This window comes from Christensenella sp. KGMB01412, from assembly GCF_055522415.1.
On the sequence record NZ_JBVFVW010000003.1, the window covers coordinates 224,453 to 248,487 of the forward strand.

Consider the following 24,035-nt stretch of genomic DNA (forward strand, 5'->3'; position numbering starts at 1 on the left):
TGGGAAAAATGACGAATTATGATGTAATTGTGATTGGCGGCGGCCCGGGCGGGTATGTGGCGGCAATTAAAGCCGCTCTCGCAGGGAAAAAGACGGCAGTCGTAGAAAAGGATAACCTTGGAGGAGTATGCCTCAACTGGGGCTGTATTCCCACAAAATCCCTCCTGCGAAACGCGGAGCTTGTGCGAGATCTTGGCAAGGGGGAAAGATTCGGTTTTTCGGTTAAGGACGTCAGGGCGGATTACGGGAAGGCATACGAACGCAGCAGGCAGGTAAGCGCAAGGCTTGTGAAGGGCATCGAATACCTGATGAAAAAAAATAAGATCACTGTTTATAAAGATACCGCGTCCTTTGCAGGGAAAAAAGAGCTTTTGCTTGAAAAGTCAAAGGAAAGGCTGACAGCAAAAAATATCATCATTGCGACGGGCAGCAAACCGTTTGCGCTGCCAATCCTCGACTATGGAAAACCAAACGTGCTTGATTCCAAAAAGGCGCTGCAGCTTGAAAAAGCTCCGGAGAGCATTATTATTATTGGGGCGGGCGCCATCGGCATGGAGTTTGCGACCGTGTTCCGCTCCTACGGAGCCCGGGTACACATCGTAGAAATGCTGCCGCGCGTCCTGCCAAACGAGGATGCGGAGGTTTCCGCGCTGGTGGAAAAGGAATTTTGTAAACGGGGCTTTGACGTACACACGGGCACAAAGCTTGTAAGCGTCCAAAACGACGGAAAAACCGTGAAAGCGGAATTTGAAAAGGACGGAAAAACGTTCCATATCGAGAGCGAAATGATACTTGCAGCGACCGGCGTGCGTCCGAATACAGAAGGCTTGAATCTCGAGAAGGCTGGTTTCAGGCTGGACAGACGCGGTTATCTCGAAATTGACGATGCAATGCGTACGAACGTTCCGGGCGTATACGCGATTGGAGACGTAACGGGTAAGCTTGCGCTCGCGCATACTGCCAGCGCGCAGGGAATGCGCGCGGTGGAGGATATTTGCGGTAAGCATTCGGCTCCGCTCGATTACGACAGCATTCCCAAATGCACCTATGCGCTTCCTGAAGCGGCAAGCGCGGGGCTTACGGAAGAAAAAGCAAAGGAAAAAGGCTATGACGTAAAAACGGCGGTATTTCCACTGTCGGCCAACGGAAAAGCGATTTCCTATGGGGACGATACGGGCTTTGTAAAGCTTGTGTACGATCAAAAATACGGGCAGCTCCTGGGCGTGCATATGACGGGCATCCATGTGACGGAAATGGTTTGGGGAGCCGCCGCATACCTTCAAATGGAGATGACTGTAGAGGAGATGGCGCGCGTGGTGCATCCTCATCCAACGGTAAGCGAGGCCATTATGGAGGCCGCGCACATCGCGGATGGACAGCCGATCCACATCTGATAAAAGAAACCTGATGATTGTGCCGCTGTCCGGATTAGGACAGCGGCATCACGCTATCTGAATACAAAAAGGAGATTTGAAATGCTGAAAAGGAAACCGGAATGCAGCGACGTTTGCCCCATCTGCGGGCTCAAGCTGGCATTCGAGGAGGGCGTATGCTATTGTCCGGCGGAATACTGTGGATATAAATGCGATCAATGTAAAAAGGAACAAGAGGATCAATAAGGGAGGAAAACGTATGGGTTACAGATATGCGTGTGCGGATTTCACATTTCCTTTACTTCCGCATCAAAATGCTTTAGAATTAATTCATCTGATGGGCTTTGACGGAGTGGATATCGGCTTGTTTGAGGACAGGTCGCACCTGCAGCCTTCGGATGTTTTTAAAAATCCACAAAGGGGCGGAGAGGCGCTTGCTGAAAGCGTCAGCCGCGCACAAATCGCGGTTGCGGACGTCTTCCTGCAAAGCGATCTTGATTTTTCTGTAAAAGCGGTCAATCATCCGGATGCGCATATACGCAGCGGGGAACGCGGGCAGTTTGAAAAGCTGGTTGAGTATGCCCTTGCGGCGGGCAGCAGACACATTACATGCCTGCCGGGTGTGCATTTTGAAGGAGAAGCTTACGAACGCTCCTATGAGCGGGCGGTGGAAGAACTGCTTTGGAGAGTAAGCCGCGCTAAGGACGCGGGCCTCGTGTTCAGCGTGGAGGCGCACCTCGGTTCGATTGCCGAGACGCCGGAGCAGGCGGCGCAGCTGGTGCGCGATACGGACGGCCTGACGCTTACGCTCGATTATACGCATTTCACCAAGGTAGGCATTCCGGACGAACGGGTACGGCCGCTCATTGCGTATGCGTCGCACTTCCACGCACGCTCTGCGGCAAAAGGTAAGCTTCAGACCGTACTCGAGGAAAATACGATCGATTATGACGCGGTCATAAGGGAGATGCAAAGAACGCAGTACAAAGGTTTTATTGGCGTGGAGTATACATGGACTCAGTGGGAAAACTGCAACCGGACGGATAATGTATCGGAGAGCGTTTCCCTGATGAAGCTCCTCAAACAGGCGGAGCAAAAAAGCGAAAAGTAAAAATAAGGGGATTTTTGATATGAAGATTGTCATCGCGCCTGATTCCTTCAAAGGAACGATCAGCTCTATGGAGTTCTGTGCAATCGTGGAGCAGAGTATTCTGAAAAGCCTGCCGGATACGCAGGTCGTGAGGATACCCATTGCCGACGGCGGCGAGGGCATGGTGGACGCATACCTGCAAAGCAATGGCGGCGATAAGGTAAGCCTTGAGGTTACCGGGCCTAATTTTGCAAAGGTTTGCGCTTCTTACGGAATTCTTCCGGATCAAACCACTGCGGTCATCGAAATGGCGGAAGCGAGCGGGTTGATGCTCGCAAGCCAGCCAATGGATCCGATGAACGCAACCTCTTACGGCACGGGCGAGCTCATTATGGACGCTGTAAATCGAGGCTGCCGGAAGGTTATCCTTGGGATTGGGGGAAGCGCCACGATGGATGGCGGCGCCGGCATGGCGGGAGCGATGGGCATAAGGTTTATGGACAAGGACGGAAAAGAGGTGCCCCTTACCCCGCGGGGCCTTGAAAGCCTGAGCTCGATCGATGCAAACGGTATTCCAAACGAACTTGGAGAAACAGAATTCCTGATCGCAAGCGACGTGCAGAACGTCTTGTGCGGGGAGCATGGCGCTGCAAATGTATTTGGAAAGCAAAAGGGCGCGGACGGCGGGCAGATCGTGCAGATAGACCACGTGCTTGGAAAGCTCGCGCATATCATATGTGAAAAGACGGGAAACGATTTGGCGCAGGTGCTGGGAACAGGCGCGGCGGGAGGGTTAGCCCTGCCCCTGCTTGCTTTTTTTGGCGCGCAGCTGGAGTCGGGCATAGACCTGATGCTGGACACCGCCGGATTCGAGCAAAAGCTTGAAGGCGCGGATATGGTTATTACGGGCGAAGGAATGCTGGACGGGCAAAGCCTGAAAGGCAAAGCGGTAATAGGCATCGCGCGCAGGGCGAAAAAGTGCGGCGTGCCCGTGGTGGCGTTTGTCGGGGATATTGGCAAGAGCTACGAAAGGGCATATGGGGAAGGCGTGACGGCCATTTTTTCGACGAATAAGGCCGCGGTTCCCTTTGAGGTTGCCAGGCTGAGCAGCAGGGAGGATTTGCGGTTGCTGGCAGAATCGCTCTTTGCGTTCTATAAGATAGGGAGAAACTGAAGGGAGCAACGGGATGAGAGTTGGAAGGGTAGAAACAAAAGAAGGAATATTTTATGCGGAATTTTCAGACGATACGGCGCGCCTGCTGGAAAAGGAACCGTTTGAAGAGATCGCAAGAACAGGGAAAAGCGTTCCATTAAGCGAATGCAGGCTTCTTGCGCCAAGCACGCCCCGGGATATCATCGCGGTGGGCCTCAACTACAGAAAGCATGCGGAGGAGATCGATATGGGCCTCAAACAGGAACCGCTTTTGTTTTCCAAGCTCTTAAGCTCGGTTTTGAATCCGGGTGAAACAATCGTAAAGCCAAAGATGTCGCAGCGGCTGGATTATGAGGCGGAGCTTGCGTTTGTGATTGGGAAAAAGTGCAGGAATATCAAAAAAGAGGATGCGGCAGACTATATTTTCGGGTATACCTGCCTGAACGACGTGACGGCGCGCGACCTGCAGGAAACAGGCGGGCAATGGGAGCGCTGCAAGGGCTTTGATACATTCTGCCCCTTTGGTCCGTGGGTAGAGACAGAGCTCGATCCGTCTGCCGTGCGCGTGCGCGCTGTACTCAACGGCAAAACCGTGCAGGATGGCAATACGAAGGATTTTATATTTGATGTTCCAACGCTCCTTGAATATATCAGCGCTTTTAAAACGCTTTATCCGGGCGATGTAATCACAACGGGCACGCCGGGCGGCATCGGGCCGATGCAGCCGGGCGATGAGATTAAGATTGTGGTGGACGGCGTGGGAGAACTGGTAAACGCCATAGGCGCGGAGGCGTAACAGGCGATTTCCACAGGCATTTTCAGCGGCGGTTTGCAGACGCATTATTGAAAACAGCGAACCAAAAACAGGCGTTTTTTGAAACGGCGCCTGTTTTTTTATGCAAATGTTTAAGTTCATGAAAAGCTGCTGATAAATAAGGCGGTTAATTTTCATGAAACAGGGGGAAAAGCTGTGATTTCCATTCAAAACGTATCCAAAAAATTTGGAAATGTATACGCGCTTAAAAATGTCAACCTGCAGATCGAGACAGGAGAAAAAATTGTGATTATCGGCCCGTCCGGCTCGGGGAAGAGTACGCTCATCCGGTCTATCAATGGCCTTGAGCATCCCACGGAAGGCACGATTGTTGTTGACGGAATCGACGTGACCGCCAAAAAAGTGGATACGCGCAAGCTCTATGCCGACGTTGCGATGGTATTTCAGGATTTCAACCTGTATCCGCATAAAACCGTGCTTGAAAACGTGACGATCGCGCCCATCCACATCCAGCACGTACCAAAGAAAGAGGCGGAACGTACAGGCGCGGAATATCTCGAAAGGGTGGGATTGTGCGACAAAGTCGACCAGTACCCGACCAAGCTTTCAGGAGGGCAGAAGCAGCGTGTGGCGATTGCGCGCGCACTGAATATGCACCCGCAGATCATACTATTTGACGAGCCGACCTCCGCGCTTGATCCGGAGATGATCCAGGAAGTGCTTGAGGTAATAAAAGACCTTGCAAAGAGTAAAATCACAATGGTGATCGTAACGCATGAAATGGGCCTTGCCAGGGAAGCGGCAGACAGAGTCGTTTTTATGGAGGCAGGGGAGATCGTAGATACCGGCACGCCCAGGGAGCTGTTTGATGAAACGAAAAATCCGCGTATCCAGGCTTTTTTGAGTAAGATACTGTAACGGGGCGAAGCTATTATGAAGAAAATCATTGCCGTTTTATTGGGAATCATGTGCCTGTTTGCGTTTACTGCGTGTTCGCAGGAGAGCGATGTTTTTCGCGTGGGCGTTAAGATAGACGTACCGCGCTTTGGCTACCAAAGCCCGGAAACAGGGCAGATAGAAGGCTTTGAGGTGGATGTGGCAAAGGAGCTTGCAAAGGAAATTACCGGCTCTGAGGATAACCTGCGCCTTACGGGCGTAAACGTTACGACGCGCGGGGCAATGCTTGATAACGGTTCGCTTGACGCGGCGCTTTCCACCTTTACCATTACGGATTCACGGAAAAAGAGCTATCATTTCAGCCAGCCATATTATACAGATCATATCGGTGTATTGGTGAAAAAGGATTCAGGAATCAAAAGTTTCAAGGACCTTGACGGGAAGACCATTGGAGTTGCACAAAGCGCGACTACCAAGGAAAAGCTGCAGGCCGCGGCAGACGAAGAGGGGATTACGCTCAAATTCAACGAATATGCGACGTATCCGGAAATCAAGATTGCCCTTGTGGCGGGCAGGATAGACGCGTTTTCTGTGGACGAGTCTATATTGGCGGGATATGTGGACAGCACCACAGAGCTTTTGGACGAACAGTTCTCGCCGCAGGAATACGGCGTGGCGAGCGCTCTTGGCAACGACGAGCTCGCAGCCGAAATAGACCGCGTGATCGGCGAGATGAATGCCGACGGGCGCATGGCCGCCCTGCAACAGAAGTGGGGACTATAGGATGATAAACCGGCTGGAAATTATTTTGCGAAGCACGGGCGTGTGCAGGCAAAACAGTCATTACAAAGGCAAAGCGCGGGGGAAACGAAGGGCCCGCCCGCGAAGCATCGAAGCCGCGTTGCGTAAAAAAATTTACGACTGGGGGTTATAGCATGAACGACGTTTTTGCACCATTCAAATGGGAAGCGCTTTTTGAGCAGCGGGACGCGCTGCTGCAGGCTTTTTTGAATACGATCATTATTTCTGCGCTGGCCCTGGTAATCGCGCTTGCGCTTGGTTTTTTATTTGGGATGATGTCTTATGCAAAGCATAAGGTACCGCGTGGCGTCAACCGCGTATATGTTGAAATTGTACAGAACATTCCCTTGCTGTTGCAGATATTCGTGCTGTATGCAGTGTTGCCCCTTTTTGGCCTTATGCTGGGGACATTCCTTATCGGCGTCGTGGGCATTGGGATTTATCATGGGGCATATATGTCGGAGGTTGTGAATTCAGGGCTTGCATCCGTACCGAAAGGACAGTTTGAGGCGGCAAAATCACAGGGGTTTACCTACTGGGAAACCATGCGTAATATTATATTGCCTCAGGCAATCCGTACGATGCTGCCACCGCTTGCCGTGCAGGCGGCAAATCTCATTAAAAACACATCTGTGCTCGCACTGATCGCGGGCGGGGAACTGATGTATTTTTCCAATTCATTTGCCTACAGCACGAGCTTTTACGGACCGGCCTACGTTGTGGCGGGCATATTGTATTTTATCCTGTGCTTCCCGATTTCACGGCTCGCCAAACGGCTGGAAGAAAAGAAACGCAAAGACGTTAAACTGGAAGAGGAGGAACGTACATGTCAGTATTATTTACATGGATAAATATCCGTTTCCTTCTTCAGGGGCTGCTTACCACCCTGGTCATTTCCGCTATTTCAATCGCGCTCGCCATTGTACTTGGTATGGTGATTGCGATTGGGAGGAATTCGAAAAACAAAGTGCTGAAAAACATTGCGGGCGTTTATATCGAAATTTTTAAAAATACTCCGCTGCTACTTTGGATTATGCTGATTTTTTTTGTGGCGCGCATCCCGCCGATGGGTTCTGCGATCCTGGCCTTCACGCTGTTTACTGCCGCCGGACTTGCAGAAATACTGCGCGGGGGAATCAATGCAATTCCAAACGGGCAGTGGGAGGCCGCGCAATCCCAGGGGTTTTCCAAGGCAGGCGCGTATTTTTACATCATCATCCCCCAGGCGGTGCGCAGCATGATTCCCGCACTGCTGTCCCAGATGGTGACCACCATCAAGGATACGTCCTACCTGTGGGGAGCTATGGCCATTCAGGAGCTGATGGGGCGCGGAATGATACTGATGAACCAGTATAATTCCACTACGCAGATTTTTGCGATATTCGGTGTGATGGCGCTCTTATATTTTGCGGTCTGCTTCACGCTGTCGCAAATTGTGCGGAAATACCAGAAAAGATACAGGACAACCTCCATATTGTACGATTGAGGCAATGGAACAAAAATTAAAATCTTTCTTTAATCTTCATCTTCCATTCATAATACGTTCACATATGTGGTTTATACTAAAAACAATCAAACGAAGGGAGGCGCTGCGATGCTTGCATAGAACAAACTGCCAGATAAACAAAATTGATAAACTATTAAATCAAAAAATAAAATTTACATATGATCTTGGTGATTAATTACTGTCATTCCGCCGAAGCTTTGCCTAACGTAAGGGAGCCTTCGCCTAACACCATGATTTTACATACGGGGGCTTTTTTCAAAAAGCAAATGCCTATCGGCGGAAACGACAGACAAGCAATTATTTATAATTGACAAAAGAAAACCGTTGCACTGCTGCAACGGTTTTTTATTATTCGTAAAATCGTACGATTTCGTCCAAGGGTTTAAAGGAACGGGGGGCGGGCTCTTCAGCAGCCTTACCAAACGGCATCTGCGCGATCATAAGCCATTCGTCCGGTATGTCCCAGCGTTTTGCAACGGCGTCGTCTACCAGGGGATTATAATGCTGGAGCGATGCGGCAATATCGTTTGCATACAGCTCAAGCCATACGGCATATTGGAAAATTGCATTGTTTTGCTGCGCCCAGTGGTCGAACTTATCCGCATACAATGGGAAATTTTCCTTCATTTGCTCCACAAGGTCCATATCCTCGTAAAAAAGGAGGGTGCCGTTGCCGCTGCGAAAGCCGTCGAGCTTTTTCTCCGTCCGCGCAAAACCGTCCGGCGGCGTTACCTTGCGTAATTCATCCCGCGTGATATCCCAAAATTGATCGCTTTCGCCATCAAACAATACGACGACTCTGCTGCCCTGCATGTTGTAGGAATTGGGGGCATGGCGGGCTACCTTCAAAATCTCTTCAATCTTTTTCCTGCCGATATGCTCGCCCTTTTCGAGCGTGCGAATCGACCGGCGCCCTTCAATCGCTTCTTCCAGTTTCATTTTCATATGATTACTCCTCGTATACTGCGTCCTCGCCAATTTCCTTCCAGGCACGGCACTGCCCGATCCTCAGGCCGCCGTCGCCATAGTCTTTATCCTTGGCAAATTTCACCAGTTTTTTGCAGGGAAAACCGTTGCACAAACCGCAGTGCGCGAGTTTTTTGTCCTCGCAGCAGCTTTTGATGGGGCAGCGGCTTGCCCATACGGGCTTTTCACGGCTTACGCAGCCGCCGCATTTTTCAAAATAACCGCAGTTTGAACATAGTCTTCCACATCTGGCTTCTATCATATTTATAACCTCACTGTTTCCTTTTTAAATCAATTCTTTTTGGCCTTTTTCATATAACACCGCTGCCGGCGGTAAATCGTAGCGCGCAAGCGTACGGAGCGTGCTTTCTTTATAACCGTGCGTGTCCTTTTCCGCATAAGGGAGATGGTATACGATCATTCGCTTTGGCATCACGACCTCATGGATTATTTTCCTGCCGCGCGCAAGCGTTACATAAGGAAAATTGAAAAATGCAAGATCGATTGTGCCCGCGCCGGTTAGCGCGCAGATTGCGTCCGCGTCAAAGCCGCTGTCGCCAAGTACGGACATGCGCGTGCCGTCAATGGTAAAAACATACCCGTAATTGGTCACGTCTTCGTATTCAAGCCCGTCATGTATCAGCTGGCGCGCCCGGATGCCGATACCGTGAAGGGAAAACTCCTCACATTCGTCCCTGAGAATACAGACGTTTTCCATGCCCTCAAAATCAGAGATGGGGGAGACCATTTGCGCATCCGGGTGGTTTCGCAGGAACTCCTGCGTCCATTCGCGGCTGTAGTGGTCAGGATGGTCGTGTGTGTACACCAGCAGGTCGATCTGTGCAAACTCATCTTTGCCATGCGCAATGTCGAACAGCAGATCGTCCGGCACGCTGGAAAAGTATTGCGTATAACGGTTGTGCATTGCATCCACCAATATTTTTTTGCCATGGTATTGTATCAAGACACCCGCGTTTGCGGTCAGTATTACAAAATCTTTATTGCTGTCCATTCAAAACCTCGCTTAATATTATAGTATAGTGCAAACAGGCTGTATTTTCAAATCCGTTTTTTACGAAAGAGGATTATCAGCGCAAGTATACCGCCGCCGTAAATCACAATCCATAGCTCTCCCCATATTGTGTATGGAGTCAGCGCGGAACGAAATTCAATTTCGCCTGTCAAAACGCCTTCTTCATCTGCAGGCAGCCCGGCAGACGCCTGCCCATAAGGATCAACAAGCGCGGTAATGCCATTGTTACCGGCCTGTATAAGCCATCTGCGCGTTTCCTGTGCGCGCAGCGTGGACGCGGCAAAATGCCTGCGCAAAGGGATCTGCGAGGTAAACCAGGAATCGTTGGTTGCAACGAAAAGAAGACCAGCTCCCTCCCGTACCGTTTCTGCGGTAATCGATGGAAAAAGGCTTTCAAAGCAAATCACTGCCCCCACGGTTCCATACGCCGTATCAAAAAGCCCGCGCTGCGAACCGGTCTCAAATGTAAATTCGTTTTCAAAGCCGTTCTCAAAAAAAGGAACAAGGTGCTGTTTGTTATAAACGCCGCCGATTTGCCCGGAGGGATCGACCATAAAAACGGAGTTGCGCAGCTTATAGCCGTGCAATCCGTATACTCCTGTGAAAAGGTAGCCGCCGCTTTCCCTCGTGACTGCGGCAAAACGCTCCTGCAGCTGTTCGTCCTCAGCAAGGGAACCGTAGACCGTGTTTTCAGGCAGGAAGATGAGCTGCGGCTTTTCCTGGGCCGCGGTAAGCGCCATCGTAACAGCTTTTTCAAAACGCCCCTCTCCCTCGTTTTGCGTGAAAGGGACGTTGAATTGTACCGCGGCGACGCTTACCGGCTGCTCCGGATTTTTCCCGCCGGAGAGCATAATCATGCCCAGCGTTGCGTTCAAAAAGAAAACAAGCGCAGCCGCGCCTGCAAACCGGGCCGTTTTGCCTGCCTTTTTTTTGAGCAGTACGCTTTGCGCGAGCAATACGTTCATAAGAACGATGAGCATACCGATGAAGATCACGCCAAAAACGGACGAAGACTGCGTTACAGGTAAAAGCTGCCATTGCGTGAGGCCGAGGCGGATGCAGGGCAAACCGAATACGCCTGCTCCAAGCAGCCATTCCGCACCTGCCCAAAGCACCGAAACAAGCGGGGCACGCAGGAAATCAGGGCATCGCACGCGTACGCCAATGGTGAGGACAGCGGTAAAGACCGCACCGTGAAGAAACGACAGCGCAATCCATCCCAAAAAGAGTATGGGGCCGGAAGACGCGCCTGTACGCGACGTGATGTCCAGCGAAAAAATCTGTACATAATACAGAAGGCACAGCGCAAACGAAAATGCAGAGGTTCTTAATATCGTTTGACGCAAGGTTTTTTCCCCGCGCAGGAATACAAAAAATGCCGGCGCAAGCGCAACCCAAATAAAAGGCGCAACCGCCGTAATGTCAAAACACAGCGCGCAGAAAACTCCGCACGCTGCGCATATTAAAATCCATTTTAACTGTTTCATGCTTTCATGAGGCCGTTTTTTATTCCGGCACAATCTCTCCAACGCCGTTCAGTACATAATTGGGACGGTAAGGGAACTCTTCAAGCGTACTCATAGTGCTCACGCCGGACAATACCAGAACCGTATCGAGCCCGGATTCAATACCCGCTACCATATCCGTATCCATACGGTCGCCAATGATTGCCGATTCCTGCGCGTGCAGCCCGAGCATCTTTAGCCCTGTGCGCATCATCAACGGATTTGGCTTGCCGATAAAGTACGCCTTTTTTCCCGTGGCAACTTCGATTGGGGAAATCATTGCGCCGCAAGCCGGAAAAATACCGTTCTCGCCCGGGCCTGTAAGATCCGGATTGGTACCGATCAGCTTTGCGCCGCGCAGCACAAGCTGCACTGCACGCGAGATGTTATTGAAATTGTAGTTATGCGTTTCACCCACCACAACATATTCCGGATCAACGTCGTTGATCGTCATTCCCGCCTCATAAAGCGCGTTGGTAAGGCCTGCATCTCCAATTACGTATACACTGTTTTTCTTGGATTGTTTTTTCAGAAATTTGGCTGTTGCAAGCGCGCTGGTATAAAAATGGCTTTCGTCGATTTCAAGCCCCATGCGCTCGAGCTTCTGCTGCAGCTCGCGGGGAGAACGCTCGCTCGAATTGGTTAAAAACAAAAATGGTTTTTTTTCAGCGTACAGCCAGTTCACAAATTCCTTCACACCGGGAAGAAGCTTGTTACCGTGGTAGATTACACCGTCCATATCGCATATAAATCCTTTTTTTGCACGTAATTCCGTTAATGTAGCCATCATTTTCTCCTTTTATTCCATAAGCATCCGCCGGCTGTATGGAAAACACAGCCTGAGGGTTTGCCGATACTCTTATTATAAAGGCTCCGCGCCGCAAAGAAAAGCCTTGATTTGCTTATTCTATAAACCGTCCGCCGTGCCGATTGACGGTTTACTTATTTTCAAATTGTATTATAATAAGATTAAAAGATAAAGGAGGCATTTGATATGTCTAATATTATTGAAGATGGAATCAACTTCGGCATGGGTTTATTTGCTTATTCCCGTGAAAAAATCGAAGAAATGGTAGAGAAAATGGTCGCAAAGGGCGAGGTGCAGCGCAAAGATGCACAGAGCTTTGCAAACGACCTGATCAAGAAGGGCGAGGCGCAGCGCGAGGAGCTGAGCAGGATGGTGAAGGGTGAAGTGCGAGAAACGCTTCAGGATATCGGCCTTACCGCAGATACGCGCGTCACAAAGGACGACATCCGCGAGATTATCCGTGAAGAGATCGCAGCAGCAAAGGTGCAGGATAAATAATACGGGTTTATATCCTGGGGGTGAACTGTCATCGCGTCAAAAAATCTGCAACGTTATCGGGAAATCCTGTCCGCTTTCAACAGGAATAATTTGGGTTTCCTTTTTGTAAAATCCACTCTGAGCAAAAATCCGCAGAAGATTTTTGAGCAGGAGCAAAAGCATAATTTGCCCTCAGTGGGCGAGCGAATCCGCAAAATGTGCGAGGAGCTTGGCCCAACCTTTGTAAAGCTGGGGCAGATTCTTTCAACGCGCACAGATATCGTCACGGAAAACGTGGCGAAGCAGCTTCAAAAGCTGCAGGATTCTGTTGCGCCTTTTTCCTATGAGGAGGCGCTCGGCGTAATTGAGACAGAGCTTGGAGATACGGTGGATAAGCTGTTTGCTCAGTTTGATCCGGTGCCGCTTGCATCGGCTTCCGTTTCGCAGGTGTACCGTGCGAAACTGTATTCCGGCGCGGACGTGGTGGTAAAGGTGCAACGCCCGAACATCAGGGAATCGATTGACGTAGACCTTGGCATTCTGGAAAAGCTTGCGCGTCTGGTGGATAAATATTCCAAGTACGGACAATTATATGATTTCTCAGGAATGGTCGCCGAATTCCGGCGCGTGATGGAGCAGGAGACAGATTTCACCAAAGAGGGCGAAAACACGGATTATTTCCGGGAGAGCGTCGCTAACCAGAAGGACATACGCGTGCCCAGAATCAAGTGGGTATATACCACGCCAAAGGTTCTTACGATGGATTATGTGAACGGCGTAAAGATCAACGACATTGCGGCGCTTACCGCCGAGAACGCGGATACGTCGCAGATCGCCTACACGTTTACAGATTCGCTGATTACGCAAATATTGGAAAACGGTGTTTTTCATGCAGATCCGCATCCGGGCAATGTACTGATTGTGGACGGCAAAATTGTAGAGTTTATCGATCTTGGCATGGTGGGCTCGATTAACAGCCGTTTCCGGCGGCAGCTTAACGACCTCGTTTTGGGAATTGCATCGCGCAACACCCTTAAAATTGCGCAGAGCATTTCTGAAATGGATACGGCGGATTCGGACGTCAATATGGATGCGTTTGAACGTTCGCTCGATGAGCTGCTGGATGAATATTTGTATGTGCCGCTTGGCGAAGTAAAGATTGCAAAGGTTTTTACAAGCGTGTTTACGCTTGCGGCAAAATATAAAATGAAAATTCCACGTGAGTTTACATTGGTAGCAAAATGCCTTGGAACCGCGCAGGGCGTGGTGGAAGAGCTCGATCCGTCGATCAACATTTTGGAAATCGCGGAAAAAACGGTCAGGAATTTGCTGAAAAACCGTTACAAGACGGAGGAATTTAAAAACGAGGTCCAGACATATGCGCTCGACTGGATCGATTTTATGAAGGGAATTCCTTCTTCGCTCGTGACGTTTATGCACAAGCTGAAAAAGAACGATTATTCCTTAGAGCTAAAGGTAAAGGATATGGAGCGCATGGAGAAAAACATTGAGAGGATGTTTAACAGGATATCCTTCGCTGTTGTGTTGCTTGCAGTCTGCATTGTCATGGCAGGCGTTATTATCAGCGCAGGTTACTCCAACATGGGCAAAAATGATCCTACGATTTACAGCCTGAGCACCTTTGCAATCGTTGTGGGCCTGCTGATTTCCATTGTGATCGTTTTGGGGCTTGTCATATCGATGGTGAAATCCGGCAAAAAGCGAAAATAAAATGATATGCAAAAGACGGTATCCTGCCATGCGGAATACCGTCTTTTTTGATGTCAAAAACCGTTTGCCCTTTTGATAGTAATTTGCCAAAAGACCAGTTACAGGCTTTCGGAATAAATTGCAGATGCAGGCAATTTATCGTAAGTTTTGCACCGCCTGCATTCAATTAATCGCTGTAGAAGCGAAACGGAGAGCTGCTCTTGCTTTTTGCATTTTGTTGATGTTGTAAAAAAACATGACAAAGAAAGGAATATATCGTAAAATAGTAAGGGCAGGTCTTTGGCGTTACACCACCACAATAAAAGGAATCAGCTACGTGACAGAAAATTTGGATCAAAAGAGAATGTTCAGGCAAAAAAAGATTTACATCGCCGCACTTGTGATTTGTGCTGCTTTTTTGTTGCTGAGCATTGTTTTTATGAACTATGCAGTGAAGGGAAACCAGGGTGAAGTACGCGAATATATGAGCGAGGTTGCCGAGCAAAGCAAGCTCGCTATCGTAAAGCAGATAGAAGGCGATTTTCAGACTTTGGACGGCGTTGCAGAGATGATAGGCGCAATGGATGATCCTGATTTTGACGCATTATTACCTGTATTTGAAAAAATTAACAACAAAAATGTTTTTATCCGTATGGGTTTCACGGACCGTGACGGAAATACCACAGGCGTCGACCTGAGCGGCGAATATTTTTATGACGTGGATTTATCAGATAAGGAATTTGTGGAAAGCGCATTCGCCGGGGAAAATGTGATCAGCAGTACGCAAAAGGCGGAAGTAGGGGATTTTTACGTCAATTATTATTCTGTTCCCATCTGGCACAACGGCGAGGTAATTAAGGTTCTTACTGCCGTGAACAGCGCAGAGGTGCTTGGAAATATTATTGATACTTCGATTTTTGGAGGAAAGGGATTTGCGAGTATTCTCGATAGCGACGGGAATTACGTGATACGCTCCAATCATCCTACGATCAGTAAGGATGCGTTCAATATTTTTGACTATTATCCTTTTTCCGAAGAGGATCGTACCCAGCTTGAAAAAGACCTGAAAAGCGGAACGAGCGGATTTGTGGAATACCCTTTTGAGGGTGAAACCAGACAGGCGGCATATACGCCGCTTGGCATCAATGACTGGTATGTGTTCAACGTCGTGCCGGAATCGGAAATTAACACAAGCTTTTCCATGATGTCAAAGGGCATCATTGCGATCATTGCAGGAGCGATCCTCGTATTTATATTCTTGATGCTGCTGATCAAGCGGACCAATGATCGCGGCGTTTTGGCACTTCAAAAAATTGCGTATTCAGACCAGCTTACGGGCTACCGGAATTACAGGAAATTTTTGGAAGACGCAAAAGAACTTCTTGAGGAGAGGGGCGGGATGAAATATTCCCTGTGGTACTGCGACCTCAAAGGCTTTAAATATGTCAATGATTTTTTTGGATATGAAGTGGGAGACCGCGTCCTGAAATATTGGGCGGATATCGTGCAGGGGGATGTGCGCGCGGGCGAGGTTTTTTGCCGGGTATCGGGAGATAATTTTGTAAGCCTGCGGCAGTTTGTGTCCCAGGAGGAATCACGCGAGAGATTTTATAATGTGGCAAAGCTGTTGGAGCAATACAACGAAACGGCGGAGCATGGCTATAAAATAGAATTGTGTTCCGGTATTTATGTGATCGACGAGCGTGACGGCAGCCTTTCCGTAAATGATATGCTTGACAGGGCGAACGTAGCGCAAAAATCAGTGAAAGAGCTGAACGGAAGCAGGTGCGCGTTTTATACCAATGAAATGCGCGACAAAATTGTGCGCGAGGCGGATATGGAAGCCAGAATGGAGGCAGCGCTCGAAAAAAAGGAATTCAAGGTTTATTTGCAGCCTAAAATCAATATCCAGAACGGCAATACGATTGCCGGGGCAGAAGCGCTCGTCCGGTGGGACGTTCCCGGCAAGGGAATGGTGCCGCCGACAGATTTTATTCCGCTTTTTGAGCGTAACGGTTTTATTATAAAATTGGATCGGTATATGTTTGAGGCGGTTTGCAGGTATTACAGGGAGCGGATGGACACATGGCAAACGCATATGGTAATATCTGTCAATGTATCCAGGCTGTGCATGGTGCAGCCGGATTTTGTACGTACCTATCTGGAAATAAAAAACAAATATGCGATACCGGACGGCTGTATTGAGCTTGAATTTACGGAAAGCATGGTTTTCCATAATTACGATCTGTTTCGCAGGGTGGTGATAGAATTCCAGAAAAATGGATTCCTGTGTTCGATTGATGACTTTGGGGCAGGCCATTCGTCGCTTAATATCATCAAAAATCTTCCGATGGATGTACTTAAGCTGGATATGCTGTTTTTCCGTGAAGGAGAAAACACGCGCAGGGATCATGAGCTGGTGCGCGCGATTATTAATATGGCTAAAGCGCTTTCCATGAAGATTGTCGCCGAAGGCGTAGAATCCGTGTATCAGGTGGATTTTCTTCGTATGGCGGGCTGCGATCTTGTGCAGGGTTACGTATATGCAAAACCCATGCCTATCGATGAATTTGATCGATACGTTAAAAACTACAAGAATTATATAGACTGAAGCAGGTAATAAAAACTGCCGTTAAGATAACGGCAGTTTTTTATTGCGGTCAGGCCATAAAATCCGTCCGGCTTTTTTAATATGTATTTGCCATTTGAAAAGAATTTTTGCGATAACTGATTTTTGTATCGAAATCTTGACAGTTTTGAAAGAAAAATGATATAGTGTGATTGAATAGTATACCTTTTCGTTCGTCTTATTTTTACGCTCACAGCGCCCGTTGGGGCGTTTTTTTGTGCTTTTTTTCTATGAGCGAAAAAGTATAAGTTTTTTTATATCAATGATCGTGCTATGTTAATTGCTCAGAAATACAATAAAATATAATACTTTATTAATCAGGTATTATAATGTGGAAAATATAATTTGCAATGAAATTGTAAGAGATGAAAAATGAATCAGCCAAGATGCGTGAATAAGTAAGAAACGGCAAATGGAAGAATGGCACTGTGCTTGCAAAGCGGTAAATGAAATAAAGACCACTACAATTTATGCGGCTGGTATATTGGGATATTTCATGAAAAAAAATAATGCACTGACAACTGCCATTGTAATCGTAGATCAATTTGAATCTACAGATAATTCAAATAAAAAACGTTTGAAAGAAACGGGGCAATGAAAGGAGTATTATAATGAACAGGCACAAGCATCTTAAAAAATGGTTTTGCATTGTTTTGTGTGTTGCGTTTGGGCTGACGGTAGCTGGCGGCGTCGCATTTGCACAGGAAACGGCAGAACCGGTGCAGAACGTATGCAACGAGGGATGTGTGTTGGAAACGGGCCATAGGGGGGACTGCGTGGCCGGGGCAGAAGAGGACGTTGGTACGGAAGGGAAAACCCCGGAGCCGACTGCGCAGGCTTCCACGGGACTGGTGACGGAACCTTTACCCAGCCAATCGCAGCAGCCCGCAGGCGCGTCGCAGCAACCTGCGGTGGAAAGCGCGGCAACCCAGGAGGCAACTGCTTTTGGGCTTGCCGAAGGAGCGCAAGTTCCTGTGCCGGCGAATGAAAATACCATTACGACCGTCGAGGACCTGAAGGCCGCGCTGCAAGCTGGCGGCGAGATTGTTTTGGGCGGGGATATCGCTATTGCGGACAGCACCAAATTCACGATTACCAAAGATACCGTTTTAGACCTCAATGGGTACACGCTCGAGTCTGCTTACAGCGGAGCCAATTTCAGCCTGATCGACGTGAAAGACGCTTCGTTCACTCTCAGGGATTCAGGGGAAAATGGCGTGCTCAAAGCGGGCAATTACGGAATTAAGCTATTTAACAATTCGTCGCTCACTGTGGCATCCGGAACGCTGGAGGCAGTGAAAAACGCGGCGATCGATACCGACTCGTATCAAAAGAATACAGATGTTAAGCTGAACATCGAGGGCGGAACGGTTCGTTCCGGCAGTTCAAATGGAGCGATCATCCTCCGCATGGAAGACAGCAGCGCCGTGAATATGACAGGAGGGCGCGTAGAAAGTACCGGAGGCGGAGCGGGATTCCTTTTGATGCCTTCATCCTACAGTGCCACAACGTTTATGACGTTTGATATGACCGGCGGGGAAATCGTGTCGCAGGGCAACGGCATAACCGGCAGAGCCTATGAAGGCACGATTGGCGGAAACGCAAAGATAGAAGCCCAGCGCCAGGCGATATCTGGCGGAGATTCTACGCTCAAGCCGCAGGGCGCTTCCGTGAAAGTACAGGATAACGTGAAGCTGGTCGGCGGTATCAGCATGCTTGGAGACGCCCATCTTGAAATATCGGGCGGTAATATAACATACAGCGGTTACCCTGCCGTTTCGTTGAAGGGCAACTCGACTGCCCTTATTTCGGGAGGCGAAATCATCTGTACCTATAACAGCAGTGGGAACAGGGGATCGGCTGTCAAAGTTGACCAGAAAGCAAACTGCACAGTCACCGGGGGGACGCTCACGGCGACGGGAGCAAGTAATGCCGTAGCGCTTTGGGTAGAAGGAACGGATGCGGCTGCAAACGTCAGCGGCGGTACGCTGACGGGGCACAGCAGGAGCGAAGCGATTTTTGCTCCCGCCAACGCGAATGTCGAGGTCACGGGCGGCACTTTCAGCAGCGACGTAAGCGATTATGTCGATGAAAGCGCGGGCGGTTTGGTGCCGAATCCGGACGGGGACGGTTTTATTGTAGCGGAATATGCTGCGGAAGCGGGCGGACAGAAGTATGTATCGGTGCAGGATGCGGTGAACGCCGCAAACGGCGGAACCGTTATCCTGCTCAAAAATACGACGGAAAGCATTACGGTTCCCGAAGGAACGACGGTAACGCTAGACCTCGCGACTTTTACGCTGACCAACGAAGCAAATCAACATACGATTACAAACAAGGGTACGCTGACGATTAGCGGCAGTGGCACCGTGGATAACGTATCGCACGCCAGAGGCGCGCTGGTAAATAACGGCACGCTTATCATGGAAAGCGGCAAGCTTACCCGTTCAAAAGAAGCGGGCGTGCAGGGAAGCAACGGCGGAAATTCATGGTATGTCGTAGACAACAACGGCGGTACGATGACCATGAAGGGCGGCTCGGTCGTGAACACCTCCGGATACAGTTCGCTGATCCGCAACATAAACAATGCAACGTTCAATATGGCGGGCGGTGAACTTGAAAATACCTTTATCGCCCTCAAGAACGACGATAACGGGATTATGAATGTGACGGGCGGCAGTGTCTCCACCACAGCGGCGGGCGGCAGCGCGATCCAGAACTGGGGCGACCTTACGGTGTCGGGCGGCGTATTGAACGCGGTGGACGGCGCGCGGGCGATTTACGCTTCGGCATGGGATGAACGCTACCAATCCAACACGGTCATTCTGGATGGCGCGCAGATAAACGGCGGTATCTTAATCAAAGCGGACGAAGATTATCCGGCGTCAACCGAACAGCCTTTTGTAACGATTCAGGGCGGAAACATAAGCGGAGACGTCCTTGTTGGGGATAAAGGAGACCTGACCGTTGAAAATGGTATCTTTAACGGAACGATCGGCACGGAAGATACGGGCAGGATCGGAATCAGCGCCGGAACGTTTGCAGTGAAGCCGGATGACTCGTATATCAGCCCGGACGCGGTATTCGTGAAATATATGGCGCAAGGCGCGGACGGCGTCTATTATGTCGGCACGGAAGAAGAAGTCAAAGAAAAACTGGCAGGGGCGAAAGCGGGCGATGTGATCGACATATTGCAGTGGGACGGTCTCGCGCTGGACGTACCTGAGGGCGTTACCGTCATCAATGATACCGACGGAGCGATTACGATAAACGGGCAGACAGTGGAACCAGGCAAGGAATATGTCGGCCCTGCCGAGCCTGGAACAAAGAAGATTACCTATACGGATCCTGCGACCGGAGTGACGCTGTATGCAGAGCCTGGAACTGTGCCGGAGGGAGCTTACCTGGGCGTCAAGCCGATTGCGGAAACAGACACGGCCTATGCAAACGCGAAAGAACTGCTGAAGGATAAGGCGGCAAGATTTGTCCTGTACGACATCACTCTGCTGGATGCGGATGGGAATGCCATCCAGCCGGAAGGCACAGTGATCATCGGGATACCGGTGCCGGAAGAGTACGATACGGAAAATCTGGCGGGGCACCGGATCAACGACGACAAGACGACCTCGGAATACGGCGTTGCGGTACAGGAGGGCATGGCATATCTACAGACAGAACACTTCAGCCTGTACGCGCTGGCCGAGAAGGGAACAACGGGCAGCGGGGCCGGGGCAGGAACAACAGGCGATACGACGCAGTCGAACACCACGACAGGAGGAACAGCGCCAAAGACGGGAGATGCGGCAGATATGACGCCGTATATCCTGCTGGTGCTGGCAGCTGGAATCACTGTGGCTGTATTGTCAGTTGTCCTTTACCGCCAGAAAAAACGTTACGAAAAATAAGCCTGTAAAACAATAAAAAACTGCCGTCCCCCAAACGGCAGTTTTTTTATCGGTTGATTATTTGCTTGCCTGTTCTACAACCACGGATGCACAAGCCATCAGACAATCCTTATCTGAATCGCGATCTCAATGAACATAACTTCTCGTTGACAAGTGGGAAAGAATAGGGTATTCTATATATAGATGAATATCTATGTGAGGTTAATATGGAGAAGACATATACGGACTATGCAAAAGTCTTGAAGGCATTGGCGGAGCCTACGCGCCTGCAAATCATGGATATGGTTTCGTGTGGTGAGCTATGCGCCTGTGTGATTCAGGAAAAGTTTAATATTACACAGCCGACACTCTCCCACCATATGAAGGTATTATGCGATTCAGGGCTTGTTCATGGCAGGAAAGATGGGAAATGGATGTACTATTCCGTTAATCAAAATGCAGTCAAAGAATTGGCAGGATTTCTGGAACTGTTTTCAGTGACTGATAAGAAGTGCATATGCAGCGAGTAATTTTTTTGGGATATACATAGATAAATTTCAATGTATCTATGCTTGAAAATGGGCAATAGATCAGTAAATAATACTGAATAAACGGTATCTGAAAAGGAGAATAAAAAATGTCTGACAAAATGAAAGAAGAAGTAAAAAAATTTTACGGCGGGAAAGCAACGCAGGTAGCGGAAGGAAAGCAAACGTCTTGCTGTTGTACACCAAAAAAGAGCCAGGTGCTGTATACAGAGGAATATTTGAAAGATTTACCGGAGGATGCGCTCAAAGCATCGCTGGGATGTGCCAATCCTGTTTTTCTTGCGAATATCCAAAAAGGTGAAATTGTACTTGATCTGGGCAGTGGCGGCGGTATTGATGTTTTCATTTCTGCAAAGTATGCTGGAGAAACAGGCAAAGTTTACGGCCTTGATATGACGGATGAAATGCTGGAACTGGCAAATGCCAACAAGGAAAAAAGCGGCTTTGGGAATGTTGAATTTATCAAGGGGTATATAGAGGATATCCCTCTGGATGATAACACGGTTGATGTTGTCACCTCTAATTGCGTGATAAACCTGAGTGACAATAAGGGCGCAGTGCTAAAAGAAGCATACCGCATATTAAAGGATGGCGGCCGTGTGGCAATCGCTGATGTGATCGAACTAAAACCTGTACGCGCAGATTTGAGGAGCAACGCACAATTATGGGTGGGCTGTATTTCCGGCGCCTTATCCATAGGCAAATATAAACAAATCCTATTGGATGCCGGATTCAAAGATATTGATATTTCTGTTGTCGATACATACAGTACTGATTTTTTAAAAGGTTTTGCCGCAGATAAGGGATTAGAATTTAACCTGTCCGATGCGGATATGCAAGAGATTGACGGGGCGTTCGCGAGTGCATACGTTAAGGCTCATAAATAGACGGACGTTCCTTGATTATAATTCTGTATTCTGTTTTATAGAAAATGTATCAGGAAGAAGCTCGTAAAAAAATGTAATTCTGGCAACAGGTAAGATAATTCAGGCAGATAGGATCTGTGTGTCTGCCAAAAAAGAAGGCTCCCGATACCGTTTGTATCAAGGAGCCTTTATTTTGATAAATTTTTGTTTATATGTGTCTATGCCTGCGCCTGTTCCACCGCAACAGCCACCGCAACAGAAGCGCCGACCATCGGGTTGTTACCCATACCGATGAGGCCCATCATTTCTACGTGTGCCGGAACGGAAGAGCTGCCCGCGAACTGTGCGTCGCCGTGCATACGGCCCATTGTATCGGTCATACCGTACGATGCCGGACCGGCAGCCATGTTGTCAGGATGCAGCGTTCTGCCCGTGCCGCCGCCCGAAGCAACTGAGAAGTATTTTTTGCCGTTTTCGATTGCCCATTTTTTGTACGTGCCTGCAACCGGATGCTGGAAACGCGTTGGGTTTGTGGAGTTGCCGGTGATGGAAACGTCAACGTTTTCATGACGCATAACGGCAACGCCCTCGTTTACATCGTCGCAGCCGTAGCAGCGGACTTTTGAACGGTCGCCGTCCGAATATTTCGTTTCGGAAACGATGTTGAGCTTCCCTGTCGCATAGTCATAATCCGTCTCAACATAGGTAAAGCCGTTGATACGCGAGATAATCTGCGCGGCGTCTTTGCCGAGGCCGTTCAGGATAACCTGCAGGTTTTCCTTGCGGACTTTGTTCGCTGTTTTTGCGATGCCGATTGCGCCCTCCGCAGCCGCAAACGATTCGTGGCCGGCGAGGAAACAGAAGCATCTGGTCTGCTCTTCGAGGAGCATAGCGGCGAGGTTGCCATGGCCAAGGCCAACAAGGCGCTGCTCTGCAACGGAGCCCGGAATGCAGAATGCCTGCAGGCCGATGCCGATTGCCTCAGCGGCTTCAGACGCCTTTTTGCATTCTTTTTTGAGCGCAACAGCTGCGCCAAGCGTGTAAGCCCAGATTGCGTTTTCAAAAGCAATCGGCTGAATACCGCGAACGATGCTATCCACGTCAAGGCCTTTATCGACCGTATATTGTTTTACTTCCTCGAGAGAAGAGAAGCCGTACTCTTTCATGCACTTTTCAATTTGGGCAATTCTTCTTTCATAACCTTCAAATGTAACCATGTTTATCGCCCTCCTTTATTCTTTGCGCGGATCGATATACTTGACCGCGTCTTCATATCTGCCATAAGTGCCGATGTTGTTCTGATACGCCTCCTTGGGATCTACGCCGTTCCTGATGTCTTCCATCATCTTGCCCATGCGTACGAACTTATAGCCGATCACCTCATCGTTTTTATCAAGCGCCATTTCGAGGATATATCCTTCCGCAAGCTCCAGATAACGGACGCCCTTTGCATTGGTGGAAAAAATTGTTCCAACCTGTGAACGAAGTCCTTTTCCAAGGTCTTCAAGGCCTGCGCCAATGGGGAGGCCGCCTTCGGAGAAGGCCGTCTGCGTCCTGCCGTAAGCGATCTGCAAAAACAGTTCGCGCATCGCGGTGTTGATAGCGTCGCATACAAGGTCTGTATTAAGCGCCTCAAGCAGTGTTTTGCCGACGATTGCCTCGCCTGCCATTGCAGCGGAGTGCGTCATACCCGAGCAGCCGCTCGTTTCAATGAGGGCTTCTTCGATAATGCCGTCTTTTACGTTCAGCGTCAGCTTGCACATGCCCTGCTGGGGTGCGCACCAGCCTACGCCGTGCGTAAGACCGGAGATGTCGGTGATTTGTTTGGATTTTACCCATTTGCCTTCTTCGGGTATCGGAGCGGGACCGTGATGCGGGCCCTTTTTCACGCATACCATTTCTTCTACTTCTTTTGAGTATTGCATGGGATTTTTGACCTCCTTAAAAATTGATTGTCTTAATAATGAAATACTAAGCTATACGAAAGCTATTATAGCATATTTCAGGGACGAT

At 49.2% G+C, this 24,035-nt stretch carries 23 protein-coding genes; 16 read left to right on the top strand and 7 right to left on the bottom strand.

What is annotated here, in order from left to right:
- The first annotated feature begins 8 nt into the window (after positions 1-8).
- From lpdA to ACS5WU_RS06610, 9 genes are all read left to right on the top strand, one after another.
- Positions 9-1,394 (top strand): dihydrolipoyl dehydrogenase, encoded by a 1,386-nt coding sequence (gene lpdA, locus ACS5WU_RS06570; protein WP_302759967.1) that lies wholly within the window; start codon positions 9-11, stop codon positions 1,392-1,394.
- Positions 1,395-1,475: 81 nt separating this feature from the next.
- Positions 1,476-1,619: a hypothetical protein gene (locus ACS5WU_RS06575; RefSeq protein WP_156415075.1), complete on the top strand. Its 144-nt coding sequence runs from the start codon at positions 1,476-1,478 to the stop codon at positions 1,617-1,619.
- Positions 1,620-1,632: 13 nt separating this feature from the next.
- Positions 1,633-2,484 (top strand): sugar phosphate isomerase/epimerase family protein, encoded by an 852-nt coding sequence (locus ACS5WU_RS06580; protein WP_046444178.1) that lies wholly within the window; start codon positions 1,633-1,635, stop codon positions 2,482-2,484.
- A 19-nt stretch (positions 2,485-2,503) separates the two neighbouring features.
- Entirely contained in the window at positions 2,504-3,637 is a 1,134-nt protein-coding gene (locus ACS5WU_RS06585) for a glycerate kinase (RefSeq protein ID WP_059108793.1), read from the top strand.
- Between the two features lie 13 nt (positions 3,638-3,650).
- The gene (locus ACS5WU_RS06590; protein ID WP_059108794.1) at positions 3,651-4,412 is read left to right on the top strand and encodes a fumarylacetoacetate hydrolase family protein; all 762 of its coding nucleotides are present in this window, start codon (positions 3,651-3,653) and stop codon (positions 4,410-4,412) included.
- 174 nt (positions 4,413-4,586) lie between these two features.
- On the top strand, positions 4,587-5,309 hold the full coding sequence (locus ACS5WU_RS06595; protein WP_046444181.1) for an amino acid ABC transporter ATP-binding protein: 723 nt from the start codon (positions 4,587-4,589) through the stop codon (positions 5,307-5,309).
- A 15-nt stretch (positions 5,310-5,324) separates the two neighbouring features.
- On the top strand, positions 5,325-6,071 hold the full coding sequence (locus ACS5WU_RS06600; protein WP_046444182.1) for a transporter substrate-binding domain-containing protein: 747 nt from the start codon (positions 5,325-5,327) through the stop codon (positions 6,069-6,071).
- 152 nt (positions 6,072-6,223) lie between these two features.
- On the top strand, positions 6,224-6,940 hold the full coding sequence (locus ACS5WU_RS06605; protein WP_046444183.1) for an amino acid ABC transporter permease: 717 nt from the start codon (positions 6,224-6,226) through the stop codon (positions 6,938-6,940).
- Positions 6,916-7,575, top strand: a complete 660-nt coding sequence (locus ACS5WU_RS06610; protein WP_046444184.1) for an amino acid ABC transporter permease — start codon at positions 6,916-6,918, stop codon at positions 7,573-7,575. Before ACS5WU_RS06605 ends, ACS5WU_RS06610 begins: the two co-directional genes overlap by 25 nt.
- 369 nt (positions 7,576-7,944) lie before the next feature.
- On the opposite strand, the gene ACS5WU_RS06615 is transcribed toward ACS5WU_RS06610, so the two are convergent.
- The 5 genes from ACS5WU_RS06615 to ACS5WU_RS06635 are packed head-to-tail and all read right to left on the bottom strand — an operon-like array spanning position 7,945 to position 11,887.
- Complete coding sequence (locus ACS5WU_RS06615) at positions 7,945-8,541, bottom strand: nitroreductase family protein (protein WP_046444185.1); 597 nt, start codon at positions 8,539-8,541, stop codon at positions 7,945-7,947.
- A gap of 4 nt (positions 8,542-8,545) precedes the next feature.
- Positions 8,546-8,824, bottom strand: a complete 279-nt coding sequence (locus ACS5WU_RS06620; RefSeq protein ID WP_046444186.1) for a DUF3795 domain-containing protein — start codon at positions 8,822-8,824, stop codon at positions 8,546-8,548.
- A 24-nt stretch (positions 8,825-8,848) separates the two neighbouring features.
- A complete protein-coding gene (locus ACS5WU_RS06625; RefSeq protein ID WP_302759968.1) occupies positions 8,849-9,574 on the bottom strand; it encodes an MBL fold metallo-hydrolase in 726 nt (241 codons plus the stop codon).
- Positions 9,575-9,621: 47 nt separating this feature from the next.
- Positions 9,622-11,082, bottom strand: a complete 1,461-nt coding sequence (lnt, locus tag ACS5WU_RS06630; protein ID WP_302759969.1) for an apolipoprotein N-acyltransferase — start codon at positions 11,080-11,082, stop codon at positions 9,622-9,624.
- Positions 11,083-11,101: 19 nt separating this feature from the next.
- Complete coding sequence (locus ACS5WU_RS06635) at positions 11,102-11,887, bottom strand: HAD-IIA family hydrolase (RefSeq protein WP_330379265.1); 786 nt, start codon at positions 11,885-11,887, stop codon at positions 11,102-11,104.
- A gap of 207 nt (positions 11,888-12,094) precedes the next feature.
- On the opposite strand from ACS5WU_RS06635, the gene ACS5WU_RS06640 reads away from it, so the two are divergent.
- From ACS5WU_RS06640 to arsM, 7 genes are all read left to right on the top strand, one after another.
- Complete coding sequence (locus tag ACS5WU_RS06640) at positions 12,095-12,406, top strand: phasin family protein (protein ID WP_046444190.1); 312 nt, start codon at positions 12,095-12,097, stop codon at positions 12,404-12,406.
- A 174-nt stretch (positions 12,407-12,580) separates the two neighbouring features.
- Entirely contained in the window at positions 12,581-14,116 is a 1,536-nt protein-coding gene (locus ACS5WU_RS06645; RefSeq protein WP_160295649.1) for an ABC1 kinase family protein, read from the top strand.
- 418 nt (positions 14,117-14,534) lie between these two features.
- Positions 14,535-16,706 (top strand): bifunctional diguanylate cyclase/phosphodiesterase, encoded by a 2,172-nt coding sequence (locus ACS5WU_RS06650; RefSeq protein ID WP_465089015.1) that lies wholly within the window; start codon positions 14,535-14,537, stop codon positions 16,704-16,706.
- 430 nt (positions 16,707-17,136) lie between these two features.
- Positions 17,137-17,322: a hypothetical protein gene (locus ACS5WU_RS06655; protein ID WP_046444192.1), complete on the top strand. Its 186-nt coding sequence runs from the start codon at positions 17,137-17,139 to the stop codon at positions 17,320-17,322.
- Positions 17,323-17,335: 13 nt separating this feature from the next.
- Positions 17,336-20,629 carry an autotransporter outer membrane beta-barrel domain-containing protein gene (locus ACS5WU_RS06660; RefSeq protein WP_302760134.1) on the top strand — a complete coding sequence of 1,098 codons (3,294 nt, stop codon included), beginning with the start codon at positions 17,336-17,338 and terminating at the stop codon, positions 20,627-20,629.
- A gap of 206 nt (positions 20,630-20,835) precedes the next feature.
- Positions 20,836-21,138, top strand: a complete 303-nt coding sequence (locus tag ACS5WU_RS06665) for an ArsR/SmtB family transcription factor (RefSeq protein ID WP_059108800.1) — start codon at positions 20,836-20,838, stop codon at positions 21,136-21,138.
- A gap of 119 nt (positions 21,139-21,257) precedes the next feature.
- Positions 21,258-22,043 carry an arsenite methyltransferase gene (gene arsM, locus ACS5WU_RS06670; protein WP_307757286.1) on the top strand — a complete coding sequence of 262 codons (786 nt, stop codon included), beginning with the start codon at positions 21,258-21,260 and terminating at the stop codon, positions 22,041-22,043.
- 197 nt (positions 22,044-22,240) lie between these two features.
- Here arsM and ACS5WU_RS06675 read toward each other — a convergent pair whose 3' ends face one another.
- Together ACS5WU_RS06675 and ACS5WU_RS06680 are read right to left on the bottom strand one after the other, a co-directional pair.
- Positions 22,241-23,239, bottom strand: a complete 999-nt coding sequence (locus tag ACS5WU_RS06675) for a GGGtGRT protein (protein ID WP_046444196.1) — start codon at positions 23,237-23,239, stop codon at positions 22,241-22,243.
- A gap of 15 nt (positions 23,240-23,254) precedes the next feature.
- Positions 23,255-23,947 (bottom strand): iron-sulfur cluster assembly scaffold protein, encoded by a 693-nt coding sequence (locus tag ACS5WU_RS06680; protein WP_046444197.1) that lies wholly within the window; start codon positions 23,945-23,947, stop codon positions 23,255-23,257.
- Between the last annotated feature and the right edge of the window lie 88 nt (positions 23,948-24,035).

Coding starts and splice junctions, on each gene's coding strand:
- ACS5WU_RS06600 (WP_046444182.1), top strand. CDS start 5,325: ATGAAGAAAATCATTGCCGTTTTATTGGGAATCATGTGCCTGTTTGCG.
- ACS5WU_RS06680 (WP_046444197.1), bottom strand. CDS start 23,947: ATGCAATACTCAAAAGAAGTAGAAGAAATGGTATGCGTGAAAAAGGGC.
- ACS5WU_RS06585 (WP_059108793.1), top strand. CDS start 2,504: ATGAAGATTGTCATCGCGCCTGATTCCTTCAAAGGAACGATCAGCTCT.
- ACS5WU_RS06575 (WP_156415075.1), top strand. CDS start 1,476: ATGCTGAAAAGGAAACCGGAATGCAGCGACGTTTGCCCCATCTGCGGG.
- ACS5WU_RS06605 (WP_046444183.1), top strand. CDS start 6,224: ATGAACGACGTTTTTGCACCATTCAAATGGGAAGCGCTTTTTGAGCAG.
- ACS5WU_RS06580 (WP_046444178.1), top strand. CDS start 1,633: ATGGGTTACAGATATGCGTGTGCGGATTTCACATTTCCTTTACTTCCG.
- ACS5WU_RS06660 (WP_302760134.1), top strand. CDS start 17,336: ATGAACAGGCACAAGCATCTTAAAAAATGGTTTTGCATTGTTTTGTGT.
- ACS5WU_RS06610 (WP_046444184.1), top strand. CDS start 6,916: ATGTCAGTATTATTTACATGGATAAATATCCGTTTCCTTCTTCAGGGG.
- ACS5WU_RS06625 (WP_302759968.1), bottom strand. CDS start 9,574: ATGGACAGCAATAAAGATTTTGTAATACTGACCGCAAACGCGGGTGTC.
- lpdA (WP_302759967.1), top strand. CDS start 9: ATGACGAATTATGATGTAATTGTGATTGGCGGCGGCCCGGGCGGGTAT.
- ACS5WU_RS06675 (WP_046444196.1), bottom strand. CDS start 23,239: ATGGTTACATTTGAAGGTTATGAAAGAAGAATTGCCCAAATTGAAAAG.
- arsM (WP_307757286.1), top strand. CDS start 21,258: ATGAAAGAAGAAGTAAAAAAATTTTACGGCGGGAAAGCAACGCAGGTA.
- lnt (WP_302759969.1), bottom strand. CDS start 11,082: ATGAAACAGTTAAAATGGATTTTAATATGCGCAGCGTGCGGAGTTTTC.
- ACS5WU_RS06590 (WP_059108794.1), top strand. CDS start 3,651: ATGAGAGTTGGAAGGGTAGAAACAAAAGAAGGAATATTTTATGCGGAA.
- ACS5WU_RS06655 (WP_046444192.1), top strand. CDS start 17,137: ATGGAAGAATGGCACTGTGCTTGCAAAGCGGTAAATGAAATAAAGACC.
- ACS5WU_RS06665 (WP_059108800.1), top strand. CDS start 20,836: ATGGAGAAGACATATACGGACTATGCAAAAGTCTTGAAGGCATTGGCG.
- ACS5WU_RS06620 (WP_046444186.1), bottom strand. CDS start 8,824: ATGATAGAAGCCAGATGTGGAAGACTATGTTCAAACTGCGGTTATTTT.
- ACS5WU_RS06650 (WP_465089015.1), top strand. CDS start 14,535: ATGAACTATGCAGTGAAGGGAAACCAGGGTGAAGTACGCGAATATATG.
- ACS5WU_RS06640 (WP_046444190.1), top strand. CDS start 12,095: ATGTCTAATATTATTGAAGATGGAATCAACTTCGGCATGGGTTTATTT.
- ACS5WU_RS06615 (WP_046444185.1), bottom strand. CDS start 8,541: ATGAAAATGAAACTGGAAGAAGCGATTGAAGGGCGCCGGTCGATTCGC.
- ACS5WU_RS06635 (WP_330379265.1), bottom strand. CDS start 11,887: ATGGCTACATTAACGGAATTACGTGCAAAAAAAGGATTTATATGCGAT.